Source organism: Streptomyces sp. NPDC006733 (assembly GCF_040636125.1).
GTDB lineage: Bacteria > Actinomycetota > Actinomycetes > Streptomycetales > Streptomycetaceae > Actinacidiphila.
This window is the reverse complement of sequence record NZ_JBEYJD010000027.1, coordinates 94,447-118,424: the sequence shown is the minus strand read 5'-3', so window position 1 is coordinate 118,424 and position 23,978 is coordinate 94,447. Positions and strand designations below refer to the sequence as shown.

Annotated in this window: 14 protein-coding genes and 2 pseudogenes; 7 read left to right on the top strand and 9 right to left on the bottom strand. The window is 68.2% G+C overall.

Going from position 1 to position 23,978, the window contains the following annotated elements; all coding sequences use genetic code 11:
- Window position 1: 1 nt before the first annotated feature.
- The 7 genes from mvaD to ABZ721_RS23960 all read right to left on the bottom strand — a co-directional run bounded on the left by mvaD (window position 2) and on the right by ABZ721_RS23960 (window position 9,549).
- Window positions 2-1,003, bottom strand: a complete 1,002-nt coding sequence (gene mvaD, locus ABZ721_RS23990) for a diphosphomevalonate decarboxylase (protein WP_358790724.1) — start codon at window positions 1,001-1,003, stop codon at window positions 2-4.
- Window positions 1,000-2,031 carry a mevalonate kinase gene (gene mvk / locus ABZ721_RS23985; protein ID WP_358790723.1) on the bottom strand — a complete coding sequence of 344 codons (1,032 nt, stop codon included), beginning with the start codon at window positions 2,029-2,031 and terminating at the stop codon, window positions 1,000-1,002. The genes mvaD and mvk overlap by 4 nt, the downstream gene beginning before the upstream one ends.
- A 330-nt stretch (window positions 2,032-2,361) precedes the next feature.
- Window positions 2,362-2,604: an acyl carrier protein gene (locus tag ABZ721_RS23980; RefSeq protein ID WP_358790722.1), complete on the bottom strand. Its 243-nt coding sequence runs from the start codon at window positions 2,602-2,604 to the stop codon at window positions 2,362-2,364.
- A 76-nt stretch (window positions 2,605-2,680) separates the two neighbouring features.
- Window positions 2,681-3,676 (bottom strand): beta-ketoacyl-ACP synthase 3, encoded by a 996-nt coding sequence (locus ABZ721_RS23975; protein ID WP_358790721.1) that lies wholly within the window; start codon window positions 3,674-3,676, stop codon window positions 2,681-2,683.
- A gap of 222 nt (window positions 3,677-3,898) precedes the next feature.
- Complete coding sequence (locus ABZ721_RS23970; protein WP_358790720.1) at window positions 3,899-6,136, bottom strand: germacradienol/geosmin synthase; 2,238 nt, start codon at window positions 6,134-6,136, stop codon at window positions 3,899-3,901.
- 329 nt (window positions 6,137-6,465) lie between these two features.
- Window positions 6,466-7,557 carry a family 2 encapsulin nanocompartment cargo protein polyprenyl transferase gene (locus ABZ721_RS23965; RefSeq protein WP_358790745.1) on the bottom strand — a complete coding sequence of 364 codons (1,092 nt, stop codon included), beginning with the start codon at window positions 7,555-7,557 and terminating at the stop codon, window positions 6,466-6,468.
- A gap of 570 nt (window positions 7,558-8,127) precedes the next feature.
- Complete coding sequence (locus tag ABZ721_RS23960) at window positions 8,128-9,549, bottom strand: family 2B encapsulin nanocompartment shell protein (RefSeq protein ID WP_358790719.1); 1,422 nt, start codon at window positions 9,547-9,549, stop codon at window positions 8,128-8,130.
- A gap of 847 nt (window positions 9,550-10,396) precedes the next feature.
- On the opposite strand from ABZ721_RS23960, the pseudogene ABZ721_RS23955 reads away from it, so the two are divergent.
- The 3 genes and pseudogenes from ABZ721_RS23955 to ABZ721_RS23945 form a co-directional block, all read left to right on the top strand.
- Window positions 10,397-10,591: pseudogene (locus tag ABZ721_RS23955) on the top strand (winged helix-turn-helix domain-containing protein); the annotation flags it as partial.
- A gap of 52 nt (window positions 10,592-10,643) precedes the next feature.
- Window positions 10,644-11,100, top strand: a pseudogene (locus ABZ721_RS23950) (transposase); the annotation flags it as partial.
- Window positions 11,101-11,304: 204 nt separating this feature from the next.
- Window positions 11,305-12,156 (top strand): hypothetical protein, encoded by an 852-nt coding sequence (locus tag ABZ721_RS23945; protein WP_358790747.1) that lies wholly within the window; start codon window positions 11,305-11,307, stop codon window positions 12,154-12,156.
- 204 nt (window positions 12,157-12,360) lie between these two features.
- On the opposite strand, the gene ABZ721_RS23940 is transcribed toward ABZ721_RS23945, so the two are convergent.
- Window positions 12,361-12,954, bottom strand: coding sequence for a TetR/AcrR family transcriptional regulator (locus tag ABZ721_RS23940; RefSeq protein WP_358790718.1), 594 nt, complete (start codon window positions 12,952-12,954; stop codon window positions 12,361-12,363).
- Window positions 12,955-13,219: 265 nt separating this feature from the next.
- Here ABZ721_RS23940 and ABZ721_RS23935 point away from each other — a divergent pair, with 265 nt between their 5' ends.
- Window positions 13,220-13,933 carry a cutinase family protein gene (locus tag ABZ721_RS23935; protein ID WP_358790717.1) on the top strand — a complete coding sequence of 238 codons (714 nt, stop codon included), beginning with the start codon at window positions 13,220-13,222 and terminating at the stop codon, window positions 13,931-13,933.
- Between the two features lie 1,597 nt (window positions 13,934-15,530).
- Window positions 15,531-17,186, top strand: coding sequence for a peptidoglycan-binding protein (locus ABZ721_RS23930; RefSeq protein WP_358790716.1), 1,656 nt, complete (start codon window positions 15,531-15,533; stop codon window positions 17,184-17,186).
- Window positions 17,187-17,603: 417 nt separating this feature from the next.
- Here ABZ721_RS23930 and ABZ721_RS23925 read toward each other — a convergent pair whose 3' ends face one another.
- Complete coding sequence (locus ABZ721_RS23925) at window positions 17,604-20,363, bottom strand: helix-turn-helix transcriptional regulator (protein WP_358790744.1); 2,760 nt, start codon at window positions 20,361-20,363, stop codon at window positions 17,604-17,606.
- 1,410 nt (window positions 20,364-21,773) lie between these two features.
- Between ABZ721_RS23925 and ABZ721_RS23920 the strand changes: the two genes are divergently transcribed.
- Both ABZ721_RS23920 and ABZ721_RS23915 read left to right on the top strand, forming a co-directional pair.
- The gene (locus tag ABZ721_RS23920; protein ID WP_358790743.1) at window positions 21,774-22,649 is read left to right on the top strand and encodes an alkaline phosphatase family protein; all 876 of its coding nucleotides are present in this window, start codon (window positions 21,774-21,776) and stop codon (window positions 22,647-22,649) included.
- 2 nt (window positions 22,650-22,651) lie between these two features.
- On the top strand, window positions 22,652-23,944 hold the full coding sequence (locus ABZ721_RS23915) for an MFS transporter (RefSeq protein WP_358790715.1): 1,293 nt from the start codon (window positions 22,652-22,654) through the stop codon (window positions 23,942-23,944).
- Window positions 23,945-23,978 lie beyond the last annotated feature (34 nt).

Here is a 23,978-nt window from a genome sequence, read left to right as displayed (position 1 = left end):
ATCAGCAGCTCTCGGAGGTGAGGGCCGCTGCGGGGCCGGGGCGAGCGATGGCGGTAGGGCGACCTGACACGGCGGCCAGTTCTGCCGCGATCCGTGGGGCGGCTGCCGGAGGGCAGAGGACCTTGACGTTGGGGCCGGCGTCCATCGTGGCCCATGTCTGTTCTCCTCGTCGCCTCATGGCGCGTACATGTTCCAGAAGCTGATGGGAGGCAGGTGTGCGGTAGATGACGGGAGGGGTGGCGCTCTCCATGGTTGCGTGCATGCCCATGGCGTTGCGCTCGGCGATGAACCCGACCCTGGCCAAGTCCGCGTCTTTGAGGGCGGCGTGCATGGCCGGGACGTCGTCGCGGGTGGTGGCCAGCCAGTCGGTGAACAGCGGTGAGGTCGTGACGGTGCGGTTCATCGCTTCACGGCTGGAGACCGGTTTGCGTCCGGTCGCCAGGAGCACCGCGATCAGCGCCAGGTCCAGGTGGATGTCGTTCAGTTGCTCGGCGTAGGAGCCCCGGTCAGGGTCGGGATGGTCGGGTTGGCCGGCGTGCCACTGGACGAAGCCGCCGAAGATGGAGCGGCAGGCCGATCCGGATCCGCGGCGGGCCAGCCGGGACAGAGCGGTGGCGTCGAGGTCGGCCTCGTAGGCGGTGGCGGCTGCCAGAGCGAGTGCGGCAAATCCCGCGGCGGAGGACGCGAGGCCCGCTCCGACCGGCACGGTGTTGCTGGTCTCGACCTGGGCTCGGTCTCGGCGTCCGGTCCGGCTTCGGATCAGGTCGAGGAATTCGGTGATCCGGCGGTGTGCTTCATCATCGGCCGGCGTCCCGTCGATGAGGACGCGGTCCGTCGTCCGCCCGGGGGTGAGGTGGACGGTGGTGGTGGTGGGGAAGATGTTGAGGGTCATGGACAGGCTGTCGGCCATGGGCAGGATCAGGTGCTCGTCGCGTTTGCCCCAGTACTTGACCAGAGCGATGTTCGGGTGGGCGATCGCGGTCACCGATGTGTAGGCCTTCATGTGCGCCCGCTCCTGGGGACCTGTGCGGTCCATGTGCGGGTTGCTCCACGCTGCGTGAGGTGCGCGGCCAGCGTGTCGGCGTTGGCAGCAGAATCAGCAAGCGCGATCACGCATCCGCCCAGCCCGCCTCCGCTCACCTTGGCGCCGAATGCCCCGTGGTGCAAAGCGGCACCGACCAGCGCGTCGATACGGCTGGTGCTCAGTCCCAAGTCGCACAGCAGTTGATGGTTGTCGGTGAGGCAAGCGCCCAGGATGTCGACCTGACCGAGCGCCAGGGCGCGGACAGCCTGTTCGGTGACCGTCGTGGACTGGGCGAGGAACCTGTCGCGTTGCGAAGGGTGCGTGTCGAAGCGCGTGCGCAGCATGGTGACGGCTTGGTGGGTGCTACCGGGCGTGCCGGAGTCGGCGACGACGATCCAGGCGGCGGCGCCGACCGACGGCGTGCTGGAATGGCCGCAGGCCAGCAGCACCGGGCCGGTGCTGCCGGTGGCCAGGGCGTCGATGCCGGAGGCCTGCCCGTGCGTCGCGGTCTCGGCGAGCTGTACGTAGGCGAAGATCTCCGGACCGTTCAGGCCCATGTTCAGCAGATCGCTCAGGGCGCCGGCCACGGCGCGGGCGCAGGCGGCACTGGCACCCAGGCCGCGGGCTGCAGGAATGGCGCTGGACAGTTCCACGTCCATCCGGTGCGGGGTTGCTTCCTCAGTGCGCTCCAGCAGGGCGTCAACGAGCAGCGCAAGTCCCAGCGGTACCGAGTCGAGGGCGAGGGCATGCCCATCGGGGGGCGAGAGGGTGGAGGTATAGCGGAAGCGGACGGGCTCTCCAGCCCCTTCGTGCCGTGGGGTAACCGTGGCACGGCACGTCACGGCCGACAGGGGCATGGCCAGAGCAGGCGCTCCGTAGACGGCAGCGTGCTCGCCGAGCAGGATCACTTTCGCGTGCGCGAGCCCGGTGCCGCGGGTGCGAGGTGCGGGGTGACGAGCCGCCCTCAACGCTTGGAGTTCCGAGGAGTCGGGTATGCGCTGCGTCATGTCAGCACCTTCCACTGCGGGCACGGTTGCGTGGGGCCGGGGGAGAAGCGGCCAAGCCAGCTCCGTCGGTGCGGTGCTCGCCGGGTGGGGCATGCAGAACGCTCTCGAAGAGAGTTCCCCGGAGGGCGGGGAGGGCGGCAAGGCTTTCGGGCAATGGCGTGGGCGGCAATACGGTCATGCCAGAATCCCCCGTATCGATGGGTGGTGACGGTCGTGTGCGTGGCGATGCGCCGTCGCCGGGCGGCGCGCCGCAATCACGCTGATGCTGCAGGTCGTCGTGGACGAGGTGATCGCGGTAGCTGGCCGGAGGTGGACCCCGGGGCCGGACTGTCAGGCGGCGGTGGCGATCTCCGCGCAGCGGGCCACGGTCGTGCCCGGCGAGTTGAGGAGGTCCTCGTCGACGGGCCGGCCGACGGTGTTCTCGATCTTCTGGGAGAGTTCGGTGATCTGCAGGGAGTCCATGCCGAGATCTTCCAGCAACCGGTCATCCGGCTGGATTTCGCTGACGGGGCGTTGTACGAGGTCGGCGACCATGTACCGGATGGTCGTCAGCGGGCTGACGTCGGAGCTCATCGGTCCTCCAGTGGAAGGCTGTCGCAGGCGGAGTGGGTGCTGCACCGAGCAGGGCTCATAAGGGGGGCATGTGGGTTCAGGGGCACAGGACAACCTGGGCGGCGTAGGCCAGGCCGGCGCCGAATCCGAAGAGGAGGACCGGATCGCCGCTGTGGAGCGCACCGCTGCGGCGTAGTGCGTGAAAGGCCAGGGGGACGGAAGCCGCACCGGTGTTGCCGGAGACGATGACGTCGGTGGCTGTGACTATGCCGGGGGCGCCGATGGTCCGGGCGAGGCCTTCGATGATGCGCAGGTTGGCCTGATGCGGCACGAAGGCCTTCAGGTCCGCCGGGGCCATCCCCGCACGCGCGCAGGCGCCCTTGATAGCCGGCAGGAGGGCGTTGGTGGTCCATCGGAACACCTTGCGGCCGGCCATCTCCATATGCCCGGTGTCGGGTCGGATGGTGATGAGGTCGGCGCGGTGGCCATCGCTGCCCCAGGCGACGGGGAAGATCTCCGGTTGGTCGGTCGGCACGATGACGGCTGCGGCCGCGCCGTCGGCGAAGATCGGCCCGGTATTGCGGTCCCGGGGACTGACCCAGTCGCTCATGCGCTCCGAGGCGGCAACAAGGACCTGACGGGCGGTGCCAGCCCGTATCAAGGCGTCAGCGACGGCCAGACCATGGCTGAACCCGGAACAGGCCGCGTTCACATCGAATCCGGCCGCCGCACGACACCCCAGGCGCGAGACCACCGATGCGGCGCCGTTGGGCATCGGCGACGGCATCGAGCAGGTCGCCAGGATGACCACGTCGATGTCGTCGGGAGTGGTGGCCGCGTCAGTGAGTGCCTGCACACAGGCCTCCACCGCCATCGCCACCACCGTCTCCGTGGACGTGCCATAGCGCCGTTCGCGGATACCGATCCGCTGCTCGATCCACTGTGCCTCCACGCTCGCGGCCGCAGCCGCCTGCTCGTTGGAGACAACCGTCGTCGGCCGGAACGCGCCCAGCCCGGCGATCCGTGCACCCAGGCGGGGTGAGAGGCCATTGGCCGCGATAGCGACTCCTGCCAACTCCTCGATCTCATCCACCCTCTGCTCCTAGCACTCTGTGGGAAGGGATTCATTGCCCTCGGCCAGGTGCGCAGTATGGCCAGCACGGTGCCGGTCCTGACCTGCGCGACGCAAGGAAATGGCTCGGGCCTCGTACCGGCGGCCTGCGGGTTCGAGATATTCCATGGGCCGGTGCCAGGTCGGCGAAGGAGGACCAGGCGGTCCGGGCATCCAGCCTTGTGCGGTCCGATCGCGATCAGCTCATGCCAATCGTTTGATCCAGCTCGCGGCCGCATTGCCCAGCCCGGTCGGGCCGCCGACGGCAGGCCGAGCCAGGCCTGCGGTCGGTGCGAAGTGACGCTGCAAAGCGCCTTCGTTGTAGCGGTCGCAGCCGGCGTGCCAGACCAGGATCCCGTACATCCAATGCCGGATTTCCTGGACGTAGCCCTCCAGTTCCCTGCGGGCGGTGGGGTCGAGCTGGAATTCATCCAGCAGCGCGGGTAGTTCGATCTCGGTGATGTGCTCGAACTGCTTCATCCGGCTGGTCATCAAGTCGTGCACGATGGCCAGCGCCTGGTGCCGGTCGCAGTTGAGGAAGTTCTGCACCACCAGGATCACGTTGTGGATCTCGCCTTCGTACTGGATCTCCTTCTGGTAGGAGAAGACATCGTTCATCATGCAGGAATAGTCGGCGGCAGCCGCCTCCAGTTCGACGATCGGGGTGGAGGCGAAGACCTCCGGCGGAATGCCGTTGCCCCGCGCCAGGCGCGCAAGCGCTCTGGTGAGGTCCGAACCGAAGGTCTGGCGGCGCATCTCGATGTAGTCCACCGGGTCGGGGATGTGGTTCTGGACCTGGTTGGCCAGTTCCCACAGCCAGCTCTCCAGCATGCGTTCAACCGCGCCCCGAAAGGCCCGACGGGACTCGACCGGCATGGGACCCGCCGTGCGCTGCCAGAGATCAGCCAAGGAGATTTCGATCGGGTGCACCGGAGTGACCGCGGACGGCCCCTCCACGGTCATCAGACCGAGCATCCGCGCATGCAGGTGCTTGGCCCCCAGGATGTCCCCGGTCCGCCCGAACACCAGCGGGTAGAGGTCATCGCCCCACGTGCCCCAGGTCAGCCAGGCGGTAGTGAGGTCCAGCTGTGCGGCGCTGGCGTCCGGGTGGATGCCGGCCGAGCAGAGGGCAAAGTCGTACCCGCGCAGTTTGTCTTCAGTCCACAAGCCGCTACCGGCGACCCCGGGGACCAGGTCCAGCAGGCCCATGCGCTGAGCCCAGTCGACCACGTTCTGCCGCGCACGGTCCAGGTGCGGGCTCAGGGCGTTGCTGAACGGCATGTAGAAGTCCGGCAGTACGGTCGGGCCGACCTGCTCGAACGGGTGGTGGGTGAAGCTGCGCAGCCGGCTCGGCATGGTGCGGGCGACCGAGTCGAACAATCGGACGGCTGAGGTGCCGAGACCGGAGGGAGCACCTAGGGGGCCGGGGCGGGCGGCAACGGTCCCGGTGAATTCGTTCATGTAGCGGCTGGAGCGCAGATGCCACTCGTGGCCACCGGACTGCCAGTCTTGCAGGCCCTTGACGTAGGCGAAGACGTCAGCGGCCTTCTGGGCGTCCAATCCGTGATCGAGCAGCAGCATGGGGACCTCGGTCAGCGCGGTGTGCTCGAACTGCTGAAGCCGAGAGGTGAGCAGGTCGTTGACCCGCTCGGCCGCCTCTTGCGTGGAGCAGTCAAAGAACCTCTCCAAGACCAGCACGCCGTTGGAGAGCTCGCCTTCCCCCTCGACCTCTCGCTGGTAGGAGAACAAGTCGTTGCGCAGGTGCACGCTGTCCGAGAACGTGTCCCGCAGCACCTCCATCGGGCGGCTGGCCGCGATGGCCTCCGGAACCTCAGCACACGCCGCGTGTTCCACCAGGCCGGCTGACCAGGGGGCGCCGCCGACCTTGCGGCGCATCGCGATATACTCCACCGGGTTGGCGATCCGGCCTTCGTTGATGTTGGCCAGTTCCCACAGGGACTCGTTCAGCAGCGCCTTGGTGGCGACGGAGAAGCGTTGCCTCCAAGCCATCGACCTGGCCGGGACGGACCGCGCCCAGAGGTCGGCCAGACCGGCCTCGACGGCGTTGGTCGGCGCCAGGTGGCCCGCGCCGTCAGCCAGCGGCATGAACGCGGGCAGCCGGTCCAGATAGGCCTTCCCACCGACCATGTCGCCGCTGCGCTTGAAGATGTCCAGGAAGTGGTCATCGAAGAAGAACACCCAGACGTACCAGTCGGTGATCAACGCCAGCTCGGCCGCGTCGCAGTCCGGATGAGTGTAGGCGCAGAGTAGCGCGTAGTCGTGGCGATCGAAGTCGTCCTCCTCCCAGATCCCGGAGCCCTCGATCATTCCCATTCCGTGGGCCCATCCCTTGGAATGTTCCCGCGCGCTCTCCAGATGCGGGTTCAACCGGGCTGGGTACGGCATGTAGAAGTCCGGTAGTTTGAAGGGTTGCCGCGTCATCGGTACCAGTCCTTGCGTAGGTCTTCTCTGGCGTGGTGCCGCGGGGTGATGCCGCGGCCGGACCACACCCGTTCTTGAGACCGGGTGACGGTGTCAGTGATCTCCAGCACGACCAAACAGGCTGGCCAGGCCCTCCGGCGACGTCAACATCGCTCAGTATGCGTAGCGGGTTCGGTGTCTCCTGCATACCCATGCCGCGCCACCCGAGGATGCGATGCGCAAGCAGGTGCAGCCTGTCGGTCAGTTCTCCAGACACGAGTGGCATCGCAGCGGTGGGAAGGTGTGCGGCACACAGCTGACGGCCAGAACCGGTTCTGACCTCGCTGTGATCAGCGGTTTCGACGGGCGACCATCTGTGCAAGCGCCAACAGGGGCTGTGCTGAGATCGTGTCGGGAACCGCCACGGTAAGGTGCTCGATTGCTGCATTCATCCGCTCGCGAGCGGCGCTCTGGGCCCAGTCCCGTCCGCCGGCCCGGTCGACAGCTTCAGCGGCTCGTCGGGCCTCTGCCCCGGTCAGCGGACGTTGCAGGGCGTAGATCTCGGCGAGGTCGGCCCCCGCCGTAGTGCCGGACTCCAAGGCGGATACAACTGGCAAGGACTTCTTGCGGATCAGGAGATCGGAACCGGCCGGCTTTCCGGTTACGCCGGGATCGCCCCAGATGCCGATCAGGTCATCGATCAGCTGGAATGCGACTCCGATCTGGCGGCCGAAGGCGTCCATCGCCTGGGCTTCGGCTTCGTTGGCTCCGCCATAGAGTGCACCGATCGCGCAGGCGCAGCCGAGCAGAGCACCGGTCTTGGCTTCGGCCATAGCCAGGCACTCGGCCAACGTGACGCGGGTGCGCTGTTCGAAGGCGCAGTCGGCCTGCTGGCCGTCGCAGAGCTCGACCACGCAGTGGGTGAGTCGGCGCATTGCGGCCCTGGCCGCCGGGTGCGTGTCCTCGGCAAGTGTCCGCAAAGCCACCGAGTGCAGGGCGTCTCCCACCAGGATTGCTTCGGTCGTACCGAACACCTTCCAGGCGGTGAGGCGGTGACGGCGGATCTCATCGCGATCGATCACGTCATCATGGAGCAGGGTGAAGTTGTGGACCAGTTCGACTGCCGCCGCCGCGCGGGTGGTCGATTGTGCGATGCCGCCCAGAGACGTGGCAGCAGGTCCCGTCGTCAAGGGCACAGCGCCGGTGTAGGGCCGAGCCGCGGCGAGTACCAGCGCGGGCCGGATCGCCTTCCCCGCGTCGGCGGATGCTGCTGAGCCATCTGCCTCCTGCCACCCGAAGTGGTACGCGGCGATCCGGGACATCGATTCAGGCATCGACTCCACCACGGCGCGCAATATCGGGTCGACTTCCACCCGGGCCAGAGCCAGGAGATTCGCTGCGGTTCGCTCCTCGGCTGTGACCGGAACCGCGCCCGGGGACATGCGCACGGCTGTCGTGGTTTGCGCTGGAAACGGGGCGGAGTTGGGTACAGGAGGCTCATCGCGGTCGTCTTGTCTGGACGTCGTTGTGCCCATGGTTCCCGACCTCCCGGAAGAATGTCCTACAGAATTGAGCGGCCGATCGAGCGAAGCGGAACCGCCACAAAGCGAATCGCTCCGGCCTCCTTAGCTAACAGCGGGGGTTGAGCGATTCCTTCGCAATGCTGCCCCCGCCTACTCTTTCGTTCGCATCGTCGAGTCGCTCCGAGCGGGACGCAACGAGCGCAGGGCAGGCGGGAATGCATTTTGGCCGGTGATTCATGTTCCTCACAATGGCCGTTGTATCGCGAGGCTGGTCCACCGTTCGGGTTGCCAGGTCCATGCAACCCGATGGCGCCGCTACTCCTCAGCCGCGTGCATCGCGAGTACCGAGCTGACATCCCTCATCGGCACCAGATCCAAACCCGTGTCGGTCCTATCGGTCGAACCGGTGTCCGGTGGCAGATGAACTCCGCGCTTACGGCGCGCACACCACGCACCGCGCGCATCGGAACCGTTCGGCCGAGACAGCTGTCAGTCACGCCAGTTGGCGATGTTCACGTTCTCCAGGATGCCGAGCGCGTCGGGGACCAGGACGGCGGCGGAGTAGTAGGCGCTGACGAGGTAGCTGATGATGGCCTTCTCGCTCAGGCCCATGAAGCGGACGTTGAGGCCGGGTTCGTACTCGTCGGGGATGCCGGTCTGGCGCAGGCCGATGACGCCCTGGTTGTCCTCGCCGGTACGCACGGCGATGATCGAGCTGGTGCGGGCCTGGCTGATCGGGATCTTGTTGCAGCTCAGGATCGGCACGTCGCGCCAGGCCGGGACGGTGCTGCCGTGGACCTCGACGGTGTTGGGGTACAGGCCCTTGCGGGTCCATTCGCGGCCGATGGCGGCGATGGTGCGGGGGTGGGCGAGCAGGAAGCGGGTGCCGCGGCGGCGGCTGATGAGTTCGTCGAGGTCGTCGGGGAGCGGGGGGCCGGCGTGCGGTTGCAGGCGCTGGTCGTAGTCGGCGGCGTGCAGCAGTCCGAAGTCCGGGTTGTTGATCAGCTCGTGCTCCTGGCGCTCGCGCAGCGCCTGGATGGTGAGTTTGAGCTGTTCCTCGATCTGGTTCATCGGTTCGTTGTAGAGGTCCGCGACGCGGCTGTGGACGCGCAGCACGGTCTGCGCGACGCTCAGCTCGTACTCGCGGGGGGCGAGTTCGTAGTCGACGAACGTGCTCGGCAGCTCCGCTTCACCCTTGTGTCCCGAGGCGAGTTCGATGGCGGCCTCACCGCGCTTGTTGACGCGCTGGCGCGGAATGGCGCGGTAGGCCTCGACGTGGGCGCGCAGGGTGGGGGACTGGTCGGCCAGGGACTGGAAGTCCTGCCGGGACAGCGCCAGCACCGTGGTGGTCGTCGCCGCCCGGGCGGTGAACTCCCAACTGGCCTCAGCGCTCAGCAGCCCGTGTTCCCCGAGATGAGCCCCGTTGGCCAAGACGCCGAGACGATTCTGCTCGCCGAACTCGCCCTCGGCGAGCTGCTCGACCTTGCCGTGAGCGAGCAGGAACAGCGTGTCGACGGGGTGACTGGCCTCGGCGAGCAGCTCGCCGGGAGCGAACTCGCGCTGGGTGAACTTGTCGGCCAGCGCGGCCAGCACGCCCTCGTCCTCGAAGGAGCGCAGCAGGGCCAGTTCGCGAAGTTCGGCGGGGATGACCCGCACGTGGGAGCCGGTCTTGACGAAGGTGACCTTGCCGTCGCCGGCGGCGTAGGTCAGCCGGCGGTTGACCCGGTAGGTGCCCGCGGTGACCTCGACCCAGGGCAGCATGCGCAGCAGCCACCGCGAGGAGATCCCCGCCATCTGCGGCGCGGACTTCGTCGTGGTCGCCAGATTCCGGGCGGCAGCCGTATCGAGGCTGCTTTGCGCCGCGTTGACGTTCGGAGCGCTCGCGGATTCCGGGCGTGCTTCGATCGACATGATGCTTCCTTTACCGTGACATTCTTCGATGGATTGCTCGTGAGCGCGAACTCGCATCAAGAGAGCACAAGTTCGCAAAGCGGGGGAGAAGTGCGGAATGGAGATGCGATCCCGGAGTCAAACCGATACTCGGCTTCGCGTCCTGCCCCTACCTGCAGGGGTATCGATTGGCGCCGATTTCGTGGGCGGCCTGACGCCAACGCACTGCGGTCATCCTGGGGTATGAGGTGTTCGCCGGTTGAATTATTGCAGATCAGTACCGGTCATACCATCGCTCGATCGAGTGAGTATCACTCGCGGCAACTTCGGTAATGCTTCATCGTAGACGCTTCCCAGGCGGCATTCGTGGGGCCGCATCGACGGCTTCCGAATGAGCGCACGCGCAGGAAGAAACATATAGCCATGCGCAGATGGGAGAGCCAGGTCATGATCACCCCCGACCGGGGCAGCCGTCGGCCGAGGCACTGGGGCGGATCCCGGGCGGACCGGCCGGACTGGGCAGCGCCGCCGTCCCCGCCCCCGCCCCCCGGCCCAATGCAGCGGCGGTCACCCTCGCGGGTGACGATGAGCAGGGTGACCCACTCGACCAGCGTGTGAGGCAGGTCGAGTGCGGCAGGATAGGAACCAACGAGGCACCTGCGCTGATGAGTTGAGACGTCGAACACCTCCCTCAACGGCACGGGTGCCCCGTGCGTTGCGCCCTCGTCGCCGTCACCCGATCGGGGCCACGCTGAAAATGCTCAATAGCAGAACCAAACGCCCACTCAGAGGTCCAAGCCGACTATGAGCAACGGCAATTCGCAGCATAGAAGCCCATCAAACCGCTGTCCGAGAAGCACAAGGCCCCTCAATGACGCAGTCGGGCATCTCCCAGATGCTCCGAAGGCACGGCTGGAGCCATCAGGTTCCGCCCCGACGGGTTGTCGAGCGGGACGAGGCGGCGGTGGCTGGCTGGGTAAAGGACGTGTGGTCGCACGTGGAACCACCGCGGCGGCGTTCGGGGCCTGGCTCGTCGTCGAGGACGAGGCCGGATTTTCGATGACGCGCCGACCTCCCGCACGTGGGGCAAGCACGGATCGACCCCCGTCATCACGATGAGAGGCCGTTCCCAACGCCACTTCTCTATCGCCGCTCCATGCTGCTACAAGGCCGGGATGCGCTCCCGCCTGATCTACCGGCCCAGACCGCACACCGATCAGAGAAGCAGCGGCCGCAAGAGCTTCGCCTGGACCACCGCGACCTCCTCATCGCTGCCCACCAGCAGGTGGACGGGCCGATGGTCATCTTCTGGGACAACCTGACCGTTCACATAGACCGCCGTATGTGGGCGTTCATCGCCGTGCAGGACTGGCTTCACCGTCGACCACCTGCCGCCTTACGCCCCCGACCTCAACCCCCGTCGAAGGCATCTGGTCGGTTTTGCGACGGACCGCCCAGGCCAACACTGCCTTCGCCGATCCCGACCATCTCATCCGCCGGTTGCCACACGGCCTGCGCCAGATGCAATACCGCAGGGACATCATCGACGGATGCCTCACCGGGGCCGGACTCACACTCACGACACCACGGCTACAACCTCAGCAACATCCGCGAAAAGCAGCTCCCGCGGAGGTCACCTCCATGAGCCGCGTTGATGATTATATGCCGAAAAGGGTTAAGGGCTCCATATATCCGGCATATGCCTGTTGGGCTGTGGCCATAAGATCAGCCCGGCCGAGCATATATCGGCCCGTCCAAGGAACCGGAGAACAGCTCATGCGCCTGCCATCCAAGGTTGTCGGACTCCTCAGCACCACCGCACTCGCCCTGGCCGCTGTGGTCGCCCTGCCCACCGCTGCCCACGCCGCGGACACCACCTGCACCGTCAACGGCACCAGCACCACGGACACCACCATCACCGGCACCGCCGGAAACGATGACATCACCTGCAACACTGGCGTCGCAGCCGGGACCACCATCGACGCTGGCGGCGGCAATGACACCATCACCATCACCGACGAGGACGTCGCTGCAGGGAACGCTGCTGCAAACCTGGGCACCGTCGACGGCGGGAACGGCGCCGACACGATTAGTATCCAGGGCAGTCGGATCGATACTCAGGTCGGCAACCTTGGCACGGTCAACGGCGGCGACGGCATCGACACCATCAACATCACGGGCGGCGCCGGCGTGAGCAGGGACGGCGTCACCGGCTCCGGCGGCGACGGGAACGGCCCCGGCGGGATCGTCAACGCCGGTGCGGGTGTCGACAGCATCGTCATCCGGGGCGCTGGCGGGCCCACCCAGGCCGGCGCGGGCAACCAGGGCACGGTCGACGGCGGCGACGGCATCGACACCATCAACATCACGGGCGGCCATGGCGTGGACGTCGACGGCCAAAACGGCGCTGCCAACGGCAGTAACGGCACCGTTAACGGCGGCGACCTCCTCGACCTGATCTTCCTCACCGGCGGGGCAATGGATCATGGCGGGCGGGGCCCCAGCAACGCGGGCACCGTCAACGGGGACGGTGACGGAAACCAGGGCGGCATCATCCACGGCGGCACCTGCACCTTCCTGCCCCAAAACACCGGCACCGTCATCAACTGCATTTCCGTCAACGGCTAACCACCCCAGCACGCCAGACCCTGGCGGGTCCAGGTCGGCCCCCTGGGCGGCACCTAGCGCGCCCCACGGGGTCGGTACAGCAGGAGAACCCCCTTCACAGGGCTCCCCGGCCCGCGCTGGACATGACGATGGCTCCGCCGGAGGCGGGGCCATCGTCATGTCCCGTGACTGGCAAGTCGCGTCGAACCGCTCGCCGCGACCGCTCTATTCCGGTGCGCAACCCCGCAGGATGGAAGCGATCACGTCGTCGAGTCCATGGCCGGCGGCCTCGACGGGCAGTGTGCCGCTGGCCGCCAAGTCGGCGTAGCCGTGCAGCGACGCGACGATCGGCAGGGCGACACGTTCGATAGCCGCGTCGCGCACCTCACCTCGCCGCTGCCCGCTACGAATTGCCTCCACCAGGTGCTCGGTCCAGCCATAGACGCCGGCGCGCAGCTCGGGTGATGCCGCGGAGCTGTGCTTGACCGAATACATCAGTTCCAACAACGCAGGGTTGGTCGTGGCGAAGTTCACGTAGGCACGGGCGGCGGCGTTCAGTTGCTCGGCAAAGGTCTCACCGATGCCCTCTTGCGAGCAGGCGATGGCGTCGGAAAGACGGTGCAAGCCGGTCAGCGCCAAGGCGTCGAGCAGGCTCTCCTTGGTCTTGAAGTGGCGGTTCGGCGCGGCGGGGCTCACCCCGAGGCCGCGAGCCAGTTCGCGCAGGGACAGCGCACCCAGCCCCTTCTCGCGCAGTGTCTGCTCGGCTCGGGCTAGCAGAGCGGCGCGCAGGTCACCGTGGTGGTAGGGGCGGTGATTCATGCCTTCACCCTAGCTGGATGTGAGCAGCGACATCTTTGTAGGCGTTGTCTACATTGTTGACAGAGTCTACATTGAGGCATGGCCCAGCTATACGGCACCCACAGCCGCTGACAACCGGCACCCTCCCTCCGGCCGTAGCGCCGCCAGCGGACAGGAGCGCCGCTACGGGCGGAAAGGACTCAACCGACCAACGAAGCGACCCTCACTAGCGACTCGTCCAGAGAACCACCTGGATGGATGTCCCCAGCAGCACAGGAGCCTTGCCATGCACCTCTCCCGTTCTTTGCAGATGGCGGCGCTGGCCACCGTGGCGGCCAGCAGCCTGTTCACCGGCCCCGCCGCATCAGCCGCACCCGCAACCCCCAGCCCGGCACACTGCGCAGACGTCTACGTCCTGTCCGCGCGTGGCTCGACCGAACCTCCGGGCCCGGGGGCAATCGGCAGCCTCGCCACCCAGATCAAGAATCAGAGCAGGCACACCGTCGACATCGGCGCGGTCGACTATCCCGCCCAACTCGACCCGTATGCCGACAGCTCCGCAAAGGGCACTGTCGCGGTGAAGCGCCAGGTAGCCCGCCAGATCGCGGCCTGCCCTACCCAGAAAATCGTGCTCATCGGGTATTCCCAGGGTGCGCACATCATCGGTGACGCGCTGGGCGGCGGAGGCGGCGGGCAGTTGGGTACAAAGACGCCGCCCCTCCACGCCTTCCTGGGCGCGCACATCGCCGCGGTGATCCAGATGGGCGACCCGCGCCACATTCCGGGACAGTCCTTCGACCAAGGCACTGCCCGGCGAGCTGGGATGTTCCCCCGCCTGCCTGACCAACGACTCAACGCCTACGCTCACCGCATTCGCGCGTACTGCGACCACGATGACCTGTTCTGCGACAGCGGAACCAGTTTGACCATCCACAACTCCTATCTGCAGCGCTATACGACGCCGGCCGCGACGTTCGTCCTCAAAGCCATCGGCGGCTGATTCGGCTCCGGGTCCTCCGCCGTGCCCGTTATCCCGTTGCGTTTGCGCGCCAGCTGAAGGCGGCTTGGCCGGTGACGCGGCGGGCTACGTGGGCGATCGTCGCGACGCAGATCATCGAAGCGGCGAGGCCGTACCTTGCCATCATTGACAAGATGACGGTGATGCAGGAGCCACCTGGTGCTGCGTGCTCCGTGGCACACGCCGGGGATGACACATAGCGGCAGACCAAAGGCCCGCAGCGCACATGGTCCGGGCTCCGTATCGGCCCGGCGGGCAGACCCTGTAGCTCGAACCCCGACCGGGCCGCCACACGACGCGGGGGTCCAAACCCCATCTGGGTTGGGAGCTCCGCGCTACCTGTCCGTCTGGAAGGAGTGGCCGACGCGGCTCAGCTTGACCAGCACGTGCGCCGATCTTTGCCGTACGGGTACCACACGCGGGCGTCACCAGTGACCTTGAGCTGCCGTTGTGAACCGCCCCGGGAAGCTTGGCCGTCTGAATCCTGCAAGGGTTGGAGTCGATGTGCGCCGCTGGTATCGCTCCAGGCCCCCAGGCAGCTCGCAAAAAGATGGACCCGCCGGGGGAGGGTTCTGGGAGGAGGTGGGGCGGGCGGTGGCAACCGGGTCATGCGCGGGGAGCGAGTGCGACGATGCGGACTATGGGGATAAATCACGTATAGCGATCTCTTGATCCCGCATATTCGCGTCGGGGATCCGGTCCTAGGTTGGTTGGTGCTGGCGGATCGGGCTCCGAACCCGCATCCAGGACCCTGGTCGATCTGTCAGAGCCCCCAGGGCCGTGTCAGTACCCGCTGAACGACGCGACAAAGGGAGATGACGTTATGGACCCGCTCTACTTCCAGGTCAACGTCCCCATCATAAACATCGCACATCCCGAGCAAAGCGGCCTCCACGTCCTTATCGGACCTGCGGACACCGCATCGAGGGCCCTGCAGATCGCACGCAAGACGTGCGAGGTAGCCCTTGACGCACGAGCGGCGGGGAACGAGATTTCCTGCCACCCGTCGGACGGCTGGGGGGCCCGCGGAATACGCGCCGGTTGGGCCTTCGACTGGGCCGAGGCGGCCGTGGCGTCCTGGGAGTCTCCTGCGGATATCCGCGTCCCCACGACACGCGACTTGGTGACCTGTGAGCGCCCGCACGGCCGCGTCGCCCACTGAGCAAGGCTCGGGCCCGGCGAGCTCCGAGGGCGCAGGGCGCCGGTTCTCCGCCGGTGGCGGCGTCGTGAATCGGGCCTGAACTGATCGGACCGCCAGGGGGAGGCCGCCGGCCGCTCCCGCACCCTGGCCTACTTGCACCAGGGCACAGATGCACGCCCAGGATGCCTTCCAGCCGCACGGAAGGACCCCGGCGCCTTGGCTCATGGGGCTATCTGAGAACGCCGAGTGGCGAACCGGACAGCGGAGCCCGAAGCTGAAAATCGCCAGGAAATGGCACCGGCATCATCCGCCTGACCGCACGTGAAACGGCCGCGACGGGGCCGAATCACGCAGCTCAGTCCTGCTTTCATCCGCAGTCAACTGTGCCCTGCCTTGCACGAGAAGGCGGGGCGCAGACCAGCATGGAGGATCAGCGCAATGGGCAACAAACAATTTCGCGGGCAGCGGCAGCCAGCCCCAACGGCCATGGGCCGGCATGGGCGGATCCGGACGCCCACACGCACCGTCACCATCTCGGCTGTCGCACTGGCCCTGGCCTCAGTGGTGGTGATGCAGACCGGCGTCCAGGCCGCACCCAGCAGCGCCCCGACCCCGCGGCCTGCCACCGTGACATACACCGGGGGCAAACTGTCCTATTCCCCTGACAGTTTGGGCAACACCATCCCGGACTTCTCCGCAGCAGGCTACCGGGGTGGGCGCGCCGCGCTGCCACAGGCTCCGGTCGCGGTGCGCGTACAGGCGAAAGCCAGCGGCGATGACACGCGCCGGATCCAGGCCGCTATCGGCCAAGTGGCGAAGAGGGCAGCCGATGCCGGAGGGATTCGCGGGGCGGTGCTGCTGGGGCCGGGAATCTTCCGTGTCACTGCCGGGATCCAGCTGGCCAGCGGCGTGGTGCTGCGCGGCTCGGGGACCTCCGCCGGAGGCACCCGGTTGCAGGCCCTGGGAACCCCGGGCTCGCTGATCAGGGTCGGTTCGGATGCTGCCTACACCCGCACCGGCACCCGGGCCACGATCTCGGACCCCTATGTGCCGGTCGGCGCGACCACGCTGAGCGTGGACAAGCCTGCCTCCTTCACCGTCGGGGAACAGATCGTGGTGCAGCGTCCCACTACCCAGGAGTGGATCCACGCGATCGGAATGGACACGATCGCGGGCGGGGACAGCTGGAGACCGAACTCCGGGATCCTGGCCGTGCGCACCATCACCGCTGTCAAGAACAAGACCCTGACGCTCGACGCCCCGCTGACCACCGCGATCGACAACAAGTACGGCGGTGGCACGGTCTGGCACTACACCTTGCACGGCCAGGTCACCGAGGCAGGCGTGGAGAATCTTTCCGCAGACGCCACGGCATTCACCCAAGACCCCAACTACGGTCGACCGAGCGGTGGCAAGAACAGTGAAGCCGGTGCATTCGCCTCCCGGCTGATCACCATCGACGCCGCCCGGGATGTGTGGGTCAGGAACGTGCGGCTGACGCACTTCGGGTCGGGCTTCTACGTCAACGACAACGCCAGCCGAGTCACGATCGAGCGCGCCGACGACCTGAACATGGTCGTGCCGGCCCGGCTGGCACCCCCGCCGGCATTCATGATCGGCGGACAGCAGGTCCTCGTGCAGGACACCACCGTCACCGGTGACCACATCCACGCCTGGACCACCCAGTCGTTCGCGGCCGGCCCGAACGTCTTCACGCACGGCACCGCCACCTCCCTGTCCGGCGGTCACGTCGACGCGGGCCCGCACATGAAGTGGGGTTCGGGCACCTTGTACGACCAACTGGCCATCAAGGGCAACGACAGCGCCTTCATCGTCGCCAACGCCGCCGACGGCGGCACCGGACACGGCTGGCAAGGCGCCAACAACGTCTTCTGGAACACCAGCGCTGCCACGTACACGATCCAGGCCCCGCCGACCGCGGACAACTGGGCCTTCGGTCCCACCGGCCAGCAGGTTCCCGGCAAGCACGATGCCGAACTGCCCACCAAGCCGGCATTGGGCACCATCGTCAGCCCCGGCCGGCCTGTCACCCCGGCGAGCCTGTTCGACCAGCAAGTCCTCGAACGCCGATGACGCCACCGGTCGTGGTGCACACGGACCCGGGCAGGACTCAGTAAGCTGCTGTTCCCCGGCAGGTGCCCCCTGACCTCTGCGGGGACGAGGACCGAGACTATCCTCGTTCCCGCGTTCAGGGGTCGCCTGCTGTCGGCGCAGTCGACCCTGGGGCAGCCACACCCCCACGGCCTGAGGCTCTTCGACCGTCGGTGCCAACGGCGGACTTTCCCTCAACGACCACCGCGGTGCACGTCTGGCGAATACGCCTGCAATGGAGTTCCGGACGCGCTGACAGTCGCACGCTGGCGGCGGGGGTCGCCGGAACGGGGAGCTTCTCGGGCCTCAGACGCCAGGAGCACGTGTTCTCCGCCCCTCGACGGGCTCTGGTGCTGCCGCCTGGGAAGCCTCCCAAGGGGGTGCTGCGGGTTGGCCGCGTCAGGGCTGGAGGTCGCGGCGGGAGAGGGTGCCGGTCTTGCGCATCGCATGAGCGACGTGCTGCTCCACCGTCCGGGGGGACAGGTGCAACGTCGCCGCGATCTCCCGATTCGTCAGCCCCTTCCCCGCCAGCTCCGCAACCTCGCTTTCCCGGGGTGAGAGCTGGTCCACGTGCGAAGGACGGCCAGGCGGGCGCCCCTTTTTGGCCGGCTGTTGTGTACGCAGCAGAGCGCGGGCACGGGCGGCGTCCCAGGTAGCTCCGAGCGCGGTGAACTGTTCGGTACAGCTTTCGAGTACGGCCACCACCTGCGCGGAGACATCACACGCCGCGTCGTTGGACACATCCGTCCCCGATGCTCCGGCGGCCTCCTGGGCCGCGGTGCCTGAGCGGGCCACTGATTTTTGCGTCGTCCCGCTCGATCGATGGAGCCGTACTGCTAGCAGGCATCGGGCCGCGCCTTCCATGGCGAGAGCGCGGGCGTACGGCCGGGGGAGTGCTTCGTAGGCTGCCGCGGCTTGCCGGTACAGGTCAGCAGCCTCCTCAGGTTGCTCCTCAGTCTCTGCCAGCGCCGCCCGGCTCCACAGGAGCGCGGCCTGCGCAACGGGCAGTTCGCGCTCCTCGATGCCCTGGCCGAAGTCCCGCACCATGGCCCGGGCCGCCGGCGCGTCGCCCGCGCGAGCGACCGCCTCCACCGCCCACGGAGCTAGCTCGGCCGCCCAAACCCACACACCTTTGCGCGCCACGTCCGACCAGGCCTTGCGGGCCTGCTTGGCCGCGGCGGCCGGATCCTGGCGGGCCAGGGCCAAACGAATCAAGGCCCCCGCCACTGTCGCGCCCAGCGGCGCGGACATGTTCTCCGCCGCGACGGCATCCTGTCCGGACCACCAGGAGAGCGCTGCTCCCCAGTCGCCCTGGGAGAAGGCCAGCAGCCCTCGCACCATGCGGGCGTCGGATGCGACGAACGGCATGTCGGCCGTCGCGGTCACGAACCTCTCGCACCGCTCGGCCAGGCCGGCCCACCGGCCCGTCCACCATTCCAGCAGCAGCCGCGCCCCCAAAGCGGTGTGCTCGCTGTAGAGGGCGCCGCTTGTCGCGGCGAGGTCGAGGCCTTCGCTCAGCAAGCCTTCCGCCCGCTCGTAGAAGCCGAGCCAGACCGCTGCGTCCGCCGCGTTGCACAGGCCACGTGCGGCATGCTGGCGTACCACCGGGTCCGGGTGGTCGGAGGGCAGCGCTGCGACCAGCTCCCAGGCGTCAGGGTCACCGCAGCTCATAGCGAACGTCGTCCGGGTAGCGAGGACGGCCGCGCGGATGGCTTCATCTCCGCTGGCGTCCGCTGCCGCGACGGCTTTGCACAGCCAGTTTCGCTGGACATCGATCAGGCAGCCCGGCCAGTACGGGAAGGCCAGCGCTGCCATGGCCCGTCCGGCCAGATCGGGCCGGATGTCGTGGAGTTCGGTGGCGGCGGTCTCCAGCTCCTGGCATCCGTCGGCGAACCTGCCGACCTGGTTGCACAGCATCAAGCCCAGATCGAGCCGCAGCTGGCCGCGCACGGCCGCGGGCAAGGTGACGTCCCGCACGATTTGCGCCAGCACCTCCACGGTCTGGTCCGAGCGCAGTGCGACGACGGCACTGCGGGCCAGCAACGGCGCTAGTCGGGCCCGGACCTGCGGCGGACCCAGGGAAGAGTCAAGGGTGTGTTTCAGCAAATCGATCGCGTGCTGGTGCCAACCCGACTCCGCGGCGGCGAGGGCCGCCTTCTCCACGGCCCGCAGCCAGCCGCCGACCTGACCGGCCGCCTTTCGGTGCCCGGCCACGGCGGTCCACGGCACCGGCTGTCTGCGCGCCAGCACCGCCGCCGCCCGTTCGTGCAGCTCTTGGCGCAGCGGGCCGGGCACGGCTGCGCGCACGGCGGGCGCGGCGAGCGGGACGGGCAGTCCGTAGCAGCCTTCGCCCAGTTCCATGAGCGCCGCACCTGCCAGAGCGGCGAGCAGGGCATGGTGACCCGGTACCGGTGCAAGCCCCGACACGGTGACCATTTCGTGCCGGCCAGTGGGCTCCGCCAGAACGGCGGCCGCCCAGACGATCGGCTGCTGGGCCGGGGACAGGGCGAGCATCCGGCCCACCACCAGTTCCGCCAACCGGACCGGCACCCCGACCGCGTCCACGTCCGCAGCGGTGCTCTGCTTCCCCGACCGCGCGCGCACCATGGCCAGCACGTCGACGACCACCTGGGGTACTCCGCCCGAGCACTCGTGCAGCCGGGTGACCACCTCCGCCGGACAACCGTCACCCAATGCCTCCAACACCGCCCGACGGACGCGCTCCTCGTCCCACCCAGCCAGCCGGCGCCGCAGCACTGTCAGCTCGGACGGATACCCCGCGGCCGATGCGCCCAGGGGCAGACCGGCAGTGAGCAGTTCCTCGGGGCGGTAGGCGAGCACCGCTGCCAGGCCGGGCCACGGATTTTCCAGCACACGGCGCAGCTGTTGTCGTTCTTCGTCGCCCGCCCGGTGCAGGTCGTCCACCAGCAGGAGGACCGGCCCCTCCCACTCTTCCTGTCTCGGCTGCTCCTGAAGATCTCCGCACCGCCATCGCACGCGGGTCGCGTTGGCCGCCTCCGGCAGGGCGCTCAGTTTTTCGAGGAGGTAACTCTTGCCGGTCCCGGCGGCGCCCTCCACCAGCACGAGCACGGGTTCGGCCCCGTCCGGGGCAAGGGCGCGCCGGAGCACGAGGGGCCAGGTGAATTCGTGCGTTGGGATCACTCGTCACCCTTCTCGCCCTGGGTTAGGGGTCTCCCGGCCCGCCGAGCGCACCAGGGAGGACCTGGGAACGCGGCAGCTGAGCCTTCGTGGGAGGTGCCGTGCCGAACCACCGAACATAGCCGTGCCTACCTAGGCATGCGCTTCCGCCTCGGCGCGGTCCGCTGAGGCGCGTGTGGTTCGATCATGCCGAGGGCGGCGCTCCTTCGCTCGGCGGGCGCGCGCAATCCTGGTGGCTTTGCCGCATCCGGGTGAGGAAGGCCATTTCGCACGACCCCATGGCGGAGAGAGGCCGCTGGTGTGGTGTGCCCGCCTGAGGTGCTGTGGGTGGCCACCGGGAAATCCCGGTACGTGGCCGAGCGGGTCTCGGCCCGTGGCCATGTCGGCTCCCGGTGGACGGCCAACTCGTCACTAAGTGCAGTCGATTTCCCGGGACTCATCGAGGTGAGGAGCGCCACGGCGTTCGCGAGGACGCGCGTGCTCTCGCGGACGGACAAGGTCGGCTGCCGAGTCGATCAGCGAGAGGCGACGCAGCTCGCAGCTACCGCGTCGTCCCAGGTAGTAAGCCCTCCATCCGATCCCCCTCGCGTGATCAGACGACGCTGCCTGACTCCCTTGAGGGCTGCTGACGGCCGTCCAGGGGCTCGTGTGCAGTCGGAGAGTCCCCGGCTGGGGGTCGAGCGCAGTGACTGATTCAGTCACGCTCTGTGCCTGATCTGAGGGGGCTCGTCTGGTGGCCATGCACCTGGACTTCTCAGTGGCCACGGACAGGTGCGCGGCTCCAGCAGCGGCCCCCGGTGCCGGCCGTTCCCGCCACGTGTGCGGGAGGGCGGTGAGCACGCCGGCTTGCTGGCCATAAGGGGAGGGTGGCCCGGGCACGCGAGAGAACTTCCGGGGCGCACGCGGTACAGGGGGCACGTGCGGCCGGCTGCCGGGACGCAGAGCGCGTTGCCGGCCGGCTGGGTAACCCGGAGGCGACGCGCACAGCTCGGTTCGCATGCCCGGGCGCGGTGCCGGTGACCGAGGCGGCGGGCAGGGGTCTCTGCTGTCCCGCACGTCCAGTGGGCCGACAACCAGAATCTATGGGGGCGGGGCGTTCGTCGGTATCCGGGCGGGCGAGATCCGGATACGTAATTAATTGTTTCCCAGCGAGTCAGGCGATGCCGAGGGGAGTACCAGCGCGGCGCGGCCGCGTCGTCGCAGATCGCGCGCATCGCGGGCGGCGCGGTGCAAGAACCGGGCGGCCCCGGCCGGCTGGCCCGCGCTGACCCAGCCCCAGCGCTTTGAGCGTTCACGTGGGCTTCATCTTGTGACACCACACCTGTCGTCCGCGTGCTCCTAGCCTGTCCCCGCGCCACCCCCCACTCATCGCAGCACCACTCCCCGGAGACCCCCGTGACTGGCTGGACCTTGTCCCGTCCCCGTCGTCCGCTCACCGCCCTCGGCTCCGTCCTCGGCCTCGCCGGCGCGTCGTTCGGCCTATGGGCCGGACTCGCCGGCCCTGCCGAAGCCCGAGCCGCTGCCGTGTCCACCCCCGACCATGTGATCGTCGTGGTCTTCGAGAACCACGCGTACAACCAGGTCATCGGCAGTTCCAGCGCCCCCTACATCAACTCCCTGAAAACCGGCGGCGCCAACCTCACCGCCTCCTACGGCGTCACCCACCCCAGTCAGCCCAACTACTTCCAGTTGTTCTCCGGCAGCAACCAGGGCATCACCAGCGACAGCTGCTACACCCCGGGCTTCAGCTCCGCGCCCAACCTCGCCTCCGAGTTGATCGCCGCCGGGAAAACCTGGGCCAGCTACAACGAGACGCTGCCCAGCCAGGGCTCGACGACGTGCAGCAGCGGCGACTACGCCCGCAAGCACAACCCGTGGTTCGGCTTCAGTAACGTCCCCACCTCCTCGGCGTTCACCTTCCAGCAATTCCCCTCCGACTACACCAAACTGCCGCAGGTCTCCTTCGTGACCCCGAACCTGTGCAGCGACATGCACGACTGCTCGGTCGGCACCGGTGACACCTGGCTGAAGAACAATCTCGGCACCTACGCGACCTGGGCCAAGACCCACAACAGCCTGCTCATCGTCACCTTCGACGAGGACAACCGGCTCAGCGGCAACAAGATCGCCACCGTCCTTTACGGCCAGAACGTCACCCCGGGCAGCACCTCGTCCACCACCTACAACCACTACAACGTGCTGCGCACCATCGAGGACATGTACGGCACCACCCACGCGGGCAACGCCGCCACCGCCGCGCCAGTCACCGGCATCTGGACCAGTTGACCATGTACGTAGCCGACAGCCGGAACACTCCGGCTGCCACCGCCCCGGGCACCCGCCCGGGGCGGCGGTCCGCCGTCGCACCCACCGTGATCGCACTGGGCACTGTCAGTCTCGTCACCGACATCTCCTCCGAGATGGTCACCGCCGTCCTGCCGCTGTACCTGGTGGCCGGGCTGGGCTTGTCCCCGCTCGGCTTCGGCCTCCTCGACGGCCTCTACAACGGCGTCAGCGCGCTCGTCCGGCTGGTCGGCGGTCACCTCGCCGACCGGGGCGGGTGGCACAAGGCCGTGGCGGTGGCCGGGTACGGCCTGTCCGCGCTCTGCAAGCCCGCGCTGCTGTTGGTCCACAGTTTGCCGCTGATCGGCGCCGTGCTCGCCCTCGACCGCACCGGCAAGGGCCTGCGCACCGCCCCTCGCGACGCGCTCATCTCGCTGTCCTCCACCCCCGAGACCCGCGGGCGGGCCTTCGGCCTGCACCGGGCCATGGACACCGCCGGTGCGCTCCTCGGGCCGCTGGCCGCCTTCCTGATCCTGCGGCAGGCCGCCGAGGCGTACGACGCGGTCTTCACTGTGAGCTTCTGCGTGGCGGTCGTCGGGGTGCTCGTGCTGCTGCTGTTCGTCCCCAGCCGGCACACGCCGTGCCCGGTGGCGCCCGGCGCCGTTGCCGCGCCCCTTCCCCCAGCCGCCACCGCGCCCGGCCACCGGCCCTCGCTGCGCGAAGCGCTGCGACTGCTGCGCCGCCCGGATCTGCGCAGACTCACCTTCTGCGCCCTGCTCCTCGGCCTGGCCACCGTCAGCGATTCCTTCATCTATCTACTGCTGCAATCCCGCCTCCACGTCCCCGACCGGTGGTTCGCCCTGCTCCCACTCGGCACCGCCGCCACCTTCCTGCTGCTCGCTGTACCCCTGGGCCACGTCGCCGACCGCGTCGGCCGCTGGCGGGTGTTCCTGGCCGGCCACCTGGCGCTCCTCGCGGTGTACACCCTCCTCCTCACCTCTTTCGACGGCTCCGTGCTCCCGTACCTGGTCCTGGCCCTGCACGGCGCCTTCTACGCCGCCAGCGACGGAGTGCTCATGGCGGCCGCCGCCGACGTCGTCCCTGCACCTCTGCGCTCCAGCGGCCTGGCCCTCGTTCAAACCGGCCAGGCCATGGCGCGCCTTGTCTGCGCGATCGCCTTCGGCGCTGCCTGGACCGCCTGGGGCGACCGCACGGCGTTGACCGCGGCTGCCGTCGCCCTGGCCGCTTGCGCGGCGGGAACGATCCTGCTGCGCCCCGCGCTCGACAGAACGGCATGACCACCATCGCCTGTTTGCCCCCTGCGCGGTGAGC

What these genes read in the sequence shown, in the direction of transcription:
- mvaD (WP_358790724.1), bottom strand. Translation starts at nt 1,003, where the DNA reads ATGAAGGCCTACACATCGGTGACCGCGATCGCCCACCCGAACATCGCT.
- mvk (WP_358790723.1), bottom strand. Translation starts at nt 2,031, where the DNA reads ATGACGCAGCGCATACCCGACTCCTCGGAACTCCAAGCGTTGAGGGCG.
- ABZ721_RS23980 (WP_358790722.1), bottom strand. Translation starts at nt 2,604, where the DNA reads ATGAGCTCCGACGTCAGCCCGCTGACGACCATCCGGTACATGGTCGCC.
- ABZ721_RS23970 (WP_358790720.1), bottom strand. Translation starts at nt 6,136, where the DNA reads ATGACGCGGCAACCCTTCAAACTACCGGACTTCTACATGCCGTACCCA.
- ABZ721_RS23965 (WP_358790745.1), bottom strand. Translation starts at nt 7,557, where the DNA reads ATGTCCCCGGGCGCGGTTCCGGTCACAGCCGAGGAGCGAACCGCAGCG.
- ABZ721_RS23960 (WP_358790719.1), bottom strand. Translation starts at nt 9,549, where the DNA reads ATGTCGATCGAAGCACGCCCGGAATCCGCGAGCGCTCCGAACGTCAAC.
- ABZ721_RS23945 (WP_358790747.1), top strand. Translation starts at nt 11,305, where the DNA reads ATGCGCCTGCCATCCAAGGTTGTCGGACTCCTCAGCACCACCGCACTC.
- ABZ721_RS23940 (WP_358790718.1), bottom strand. Translation starts at nt 12,954, where the DNA reads ATGAATCACCGCCCCTACCACCACGGTGACCTGCGCGCCGCTCTGCTA.
- ABZ721_RS23935 (WP_358790717.1), top strand. Translation starts at nt 13,220, where the DNA reads ATGCACCTCTCCCGTTCTTTGCAGATGGCGGCGCTGGCCACCGTGGCG.
- ABZ721_RS23930 (WP_358790716.1), top strand. Translation starts at nt 15,531, where the DNA reads ATGGGCAACAAACAATTTCGCGGGCAGCGGCAGCCAGCCCCAACGGCC.
- ABZ721_RS23915 (WP_358790715.1), top strand. Translation starts at nt 22,652, where the DNA reads ATGTACGTAGCCGACAGCCGGAACACTCCGGCTGCCACCGCCCCGGGC.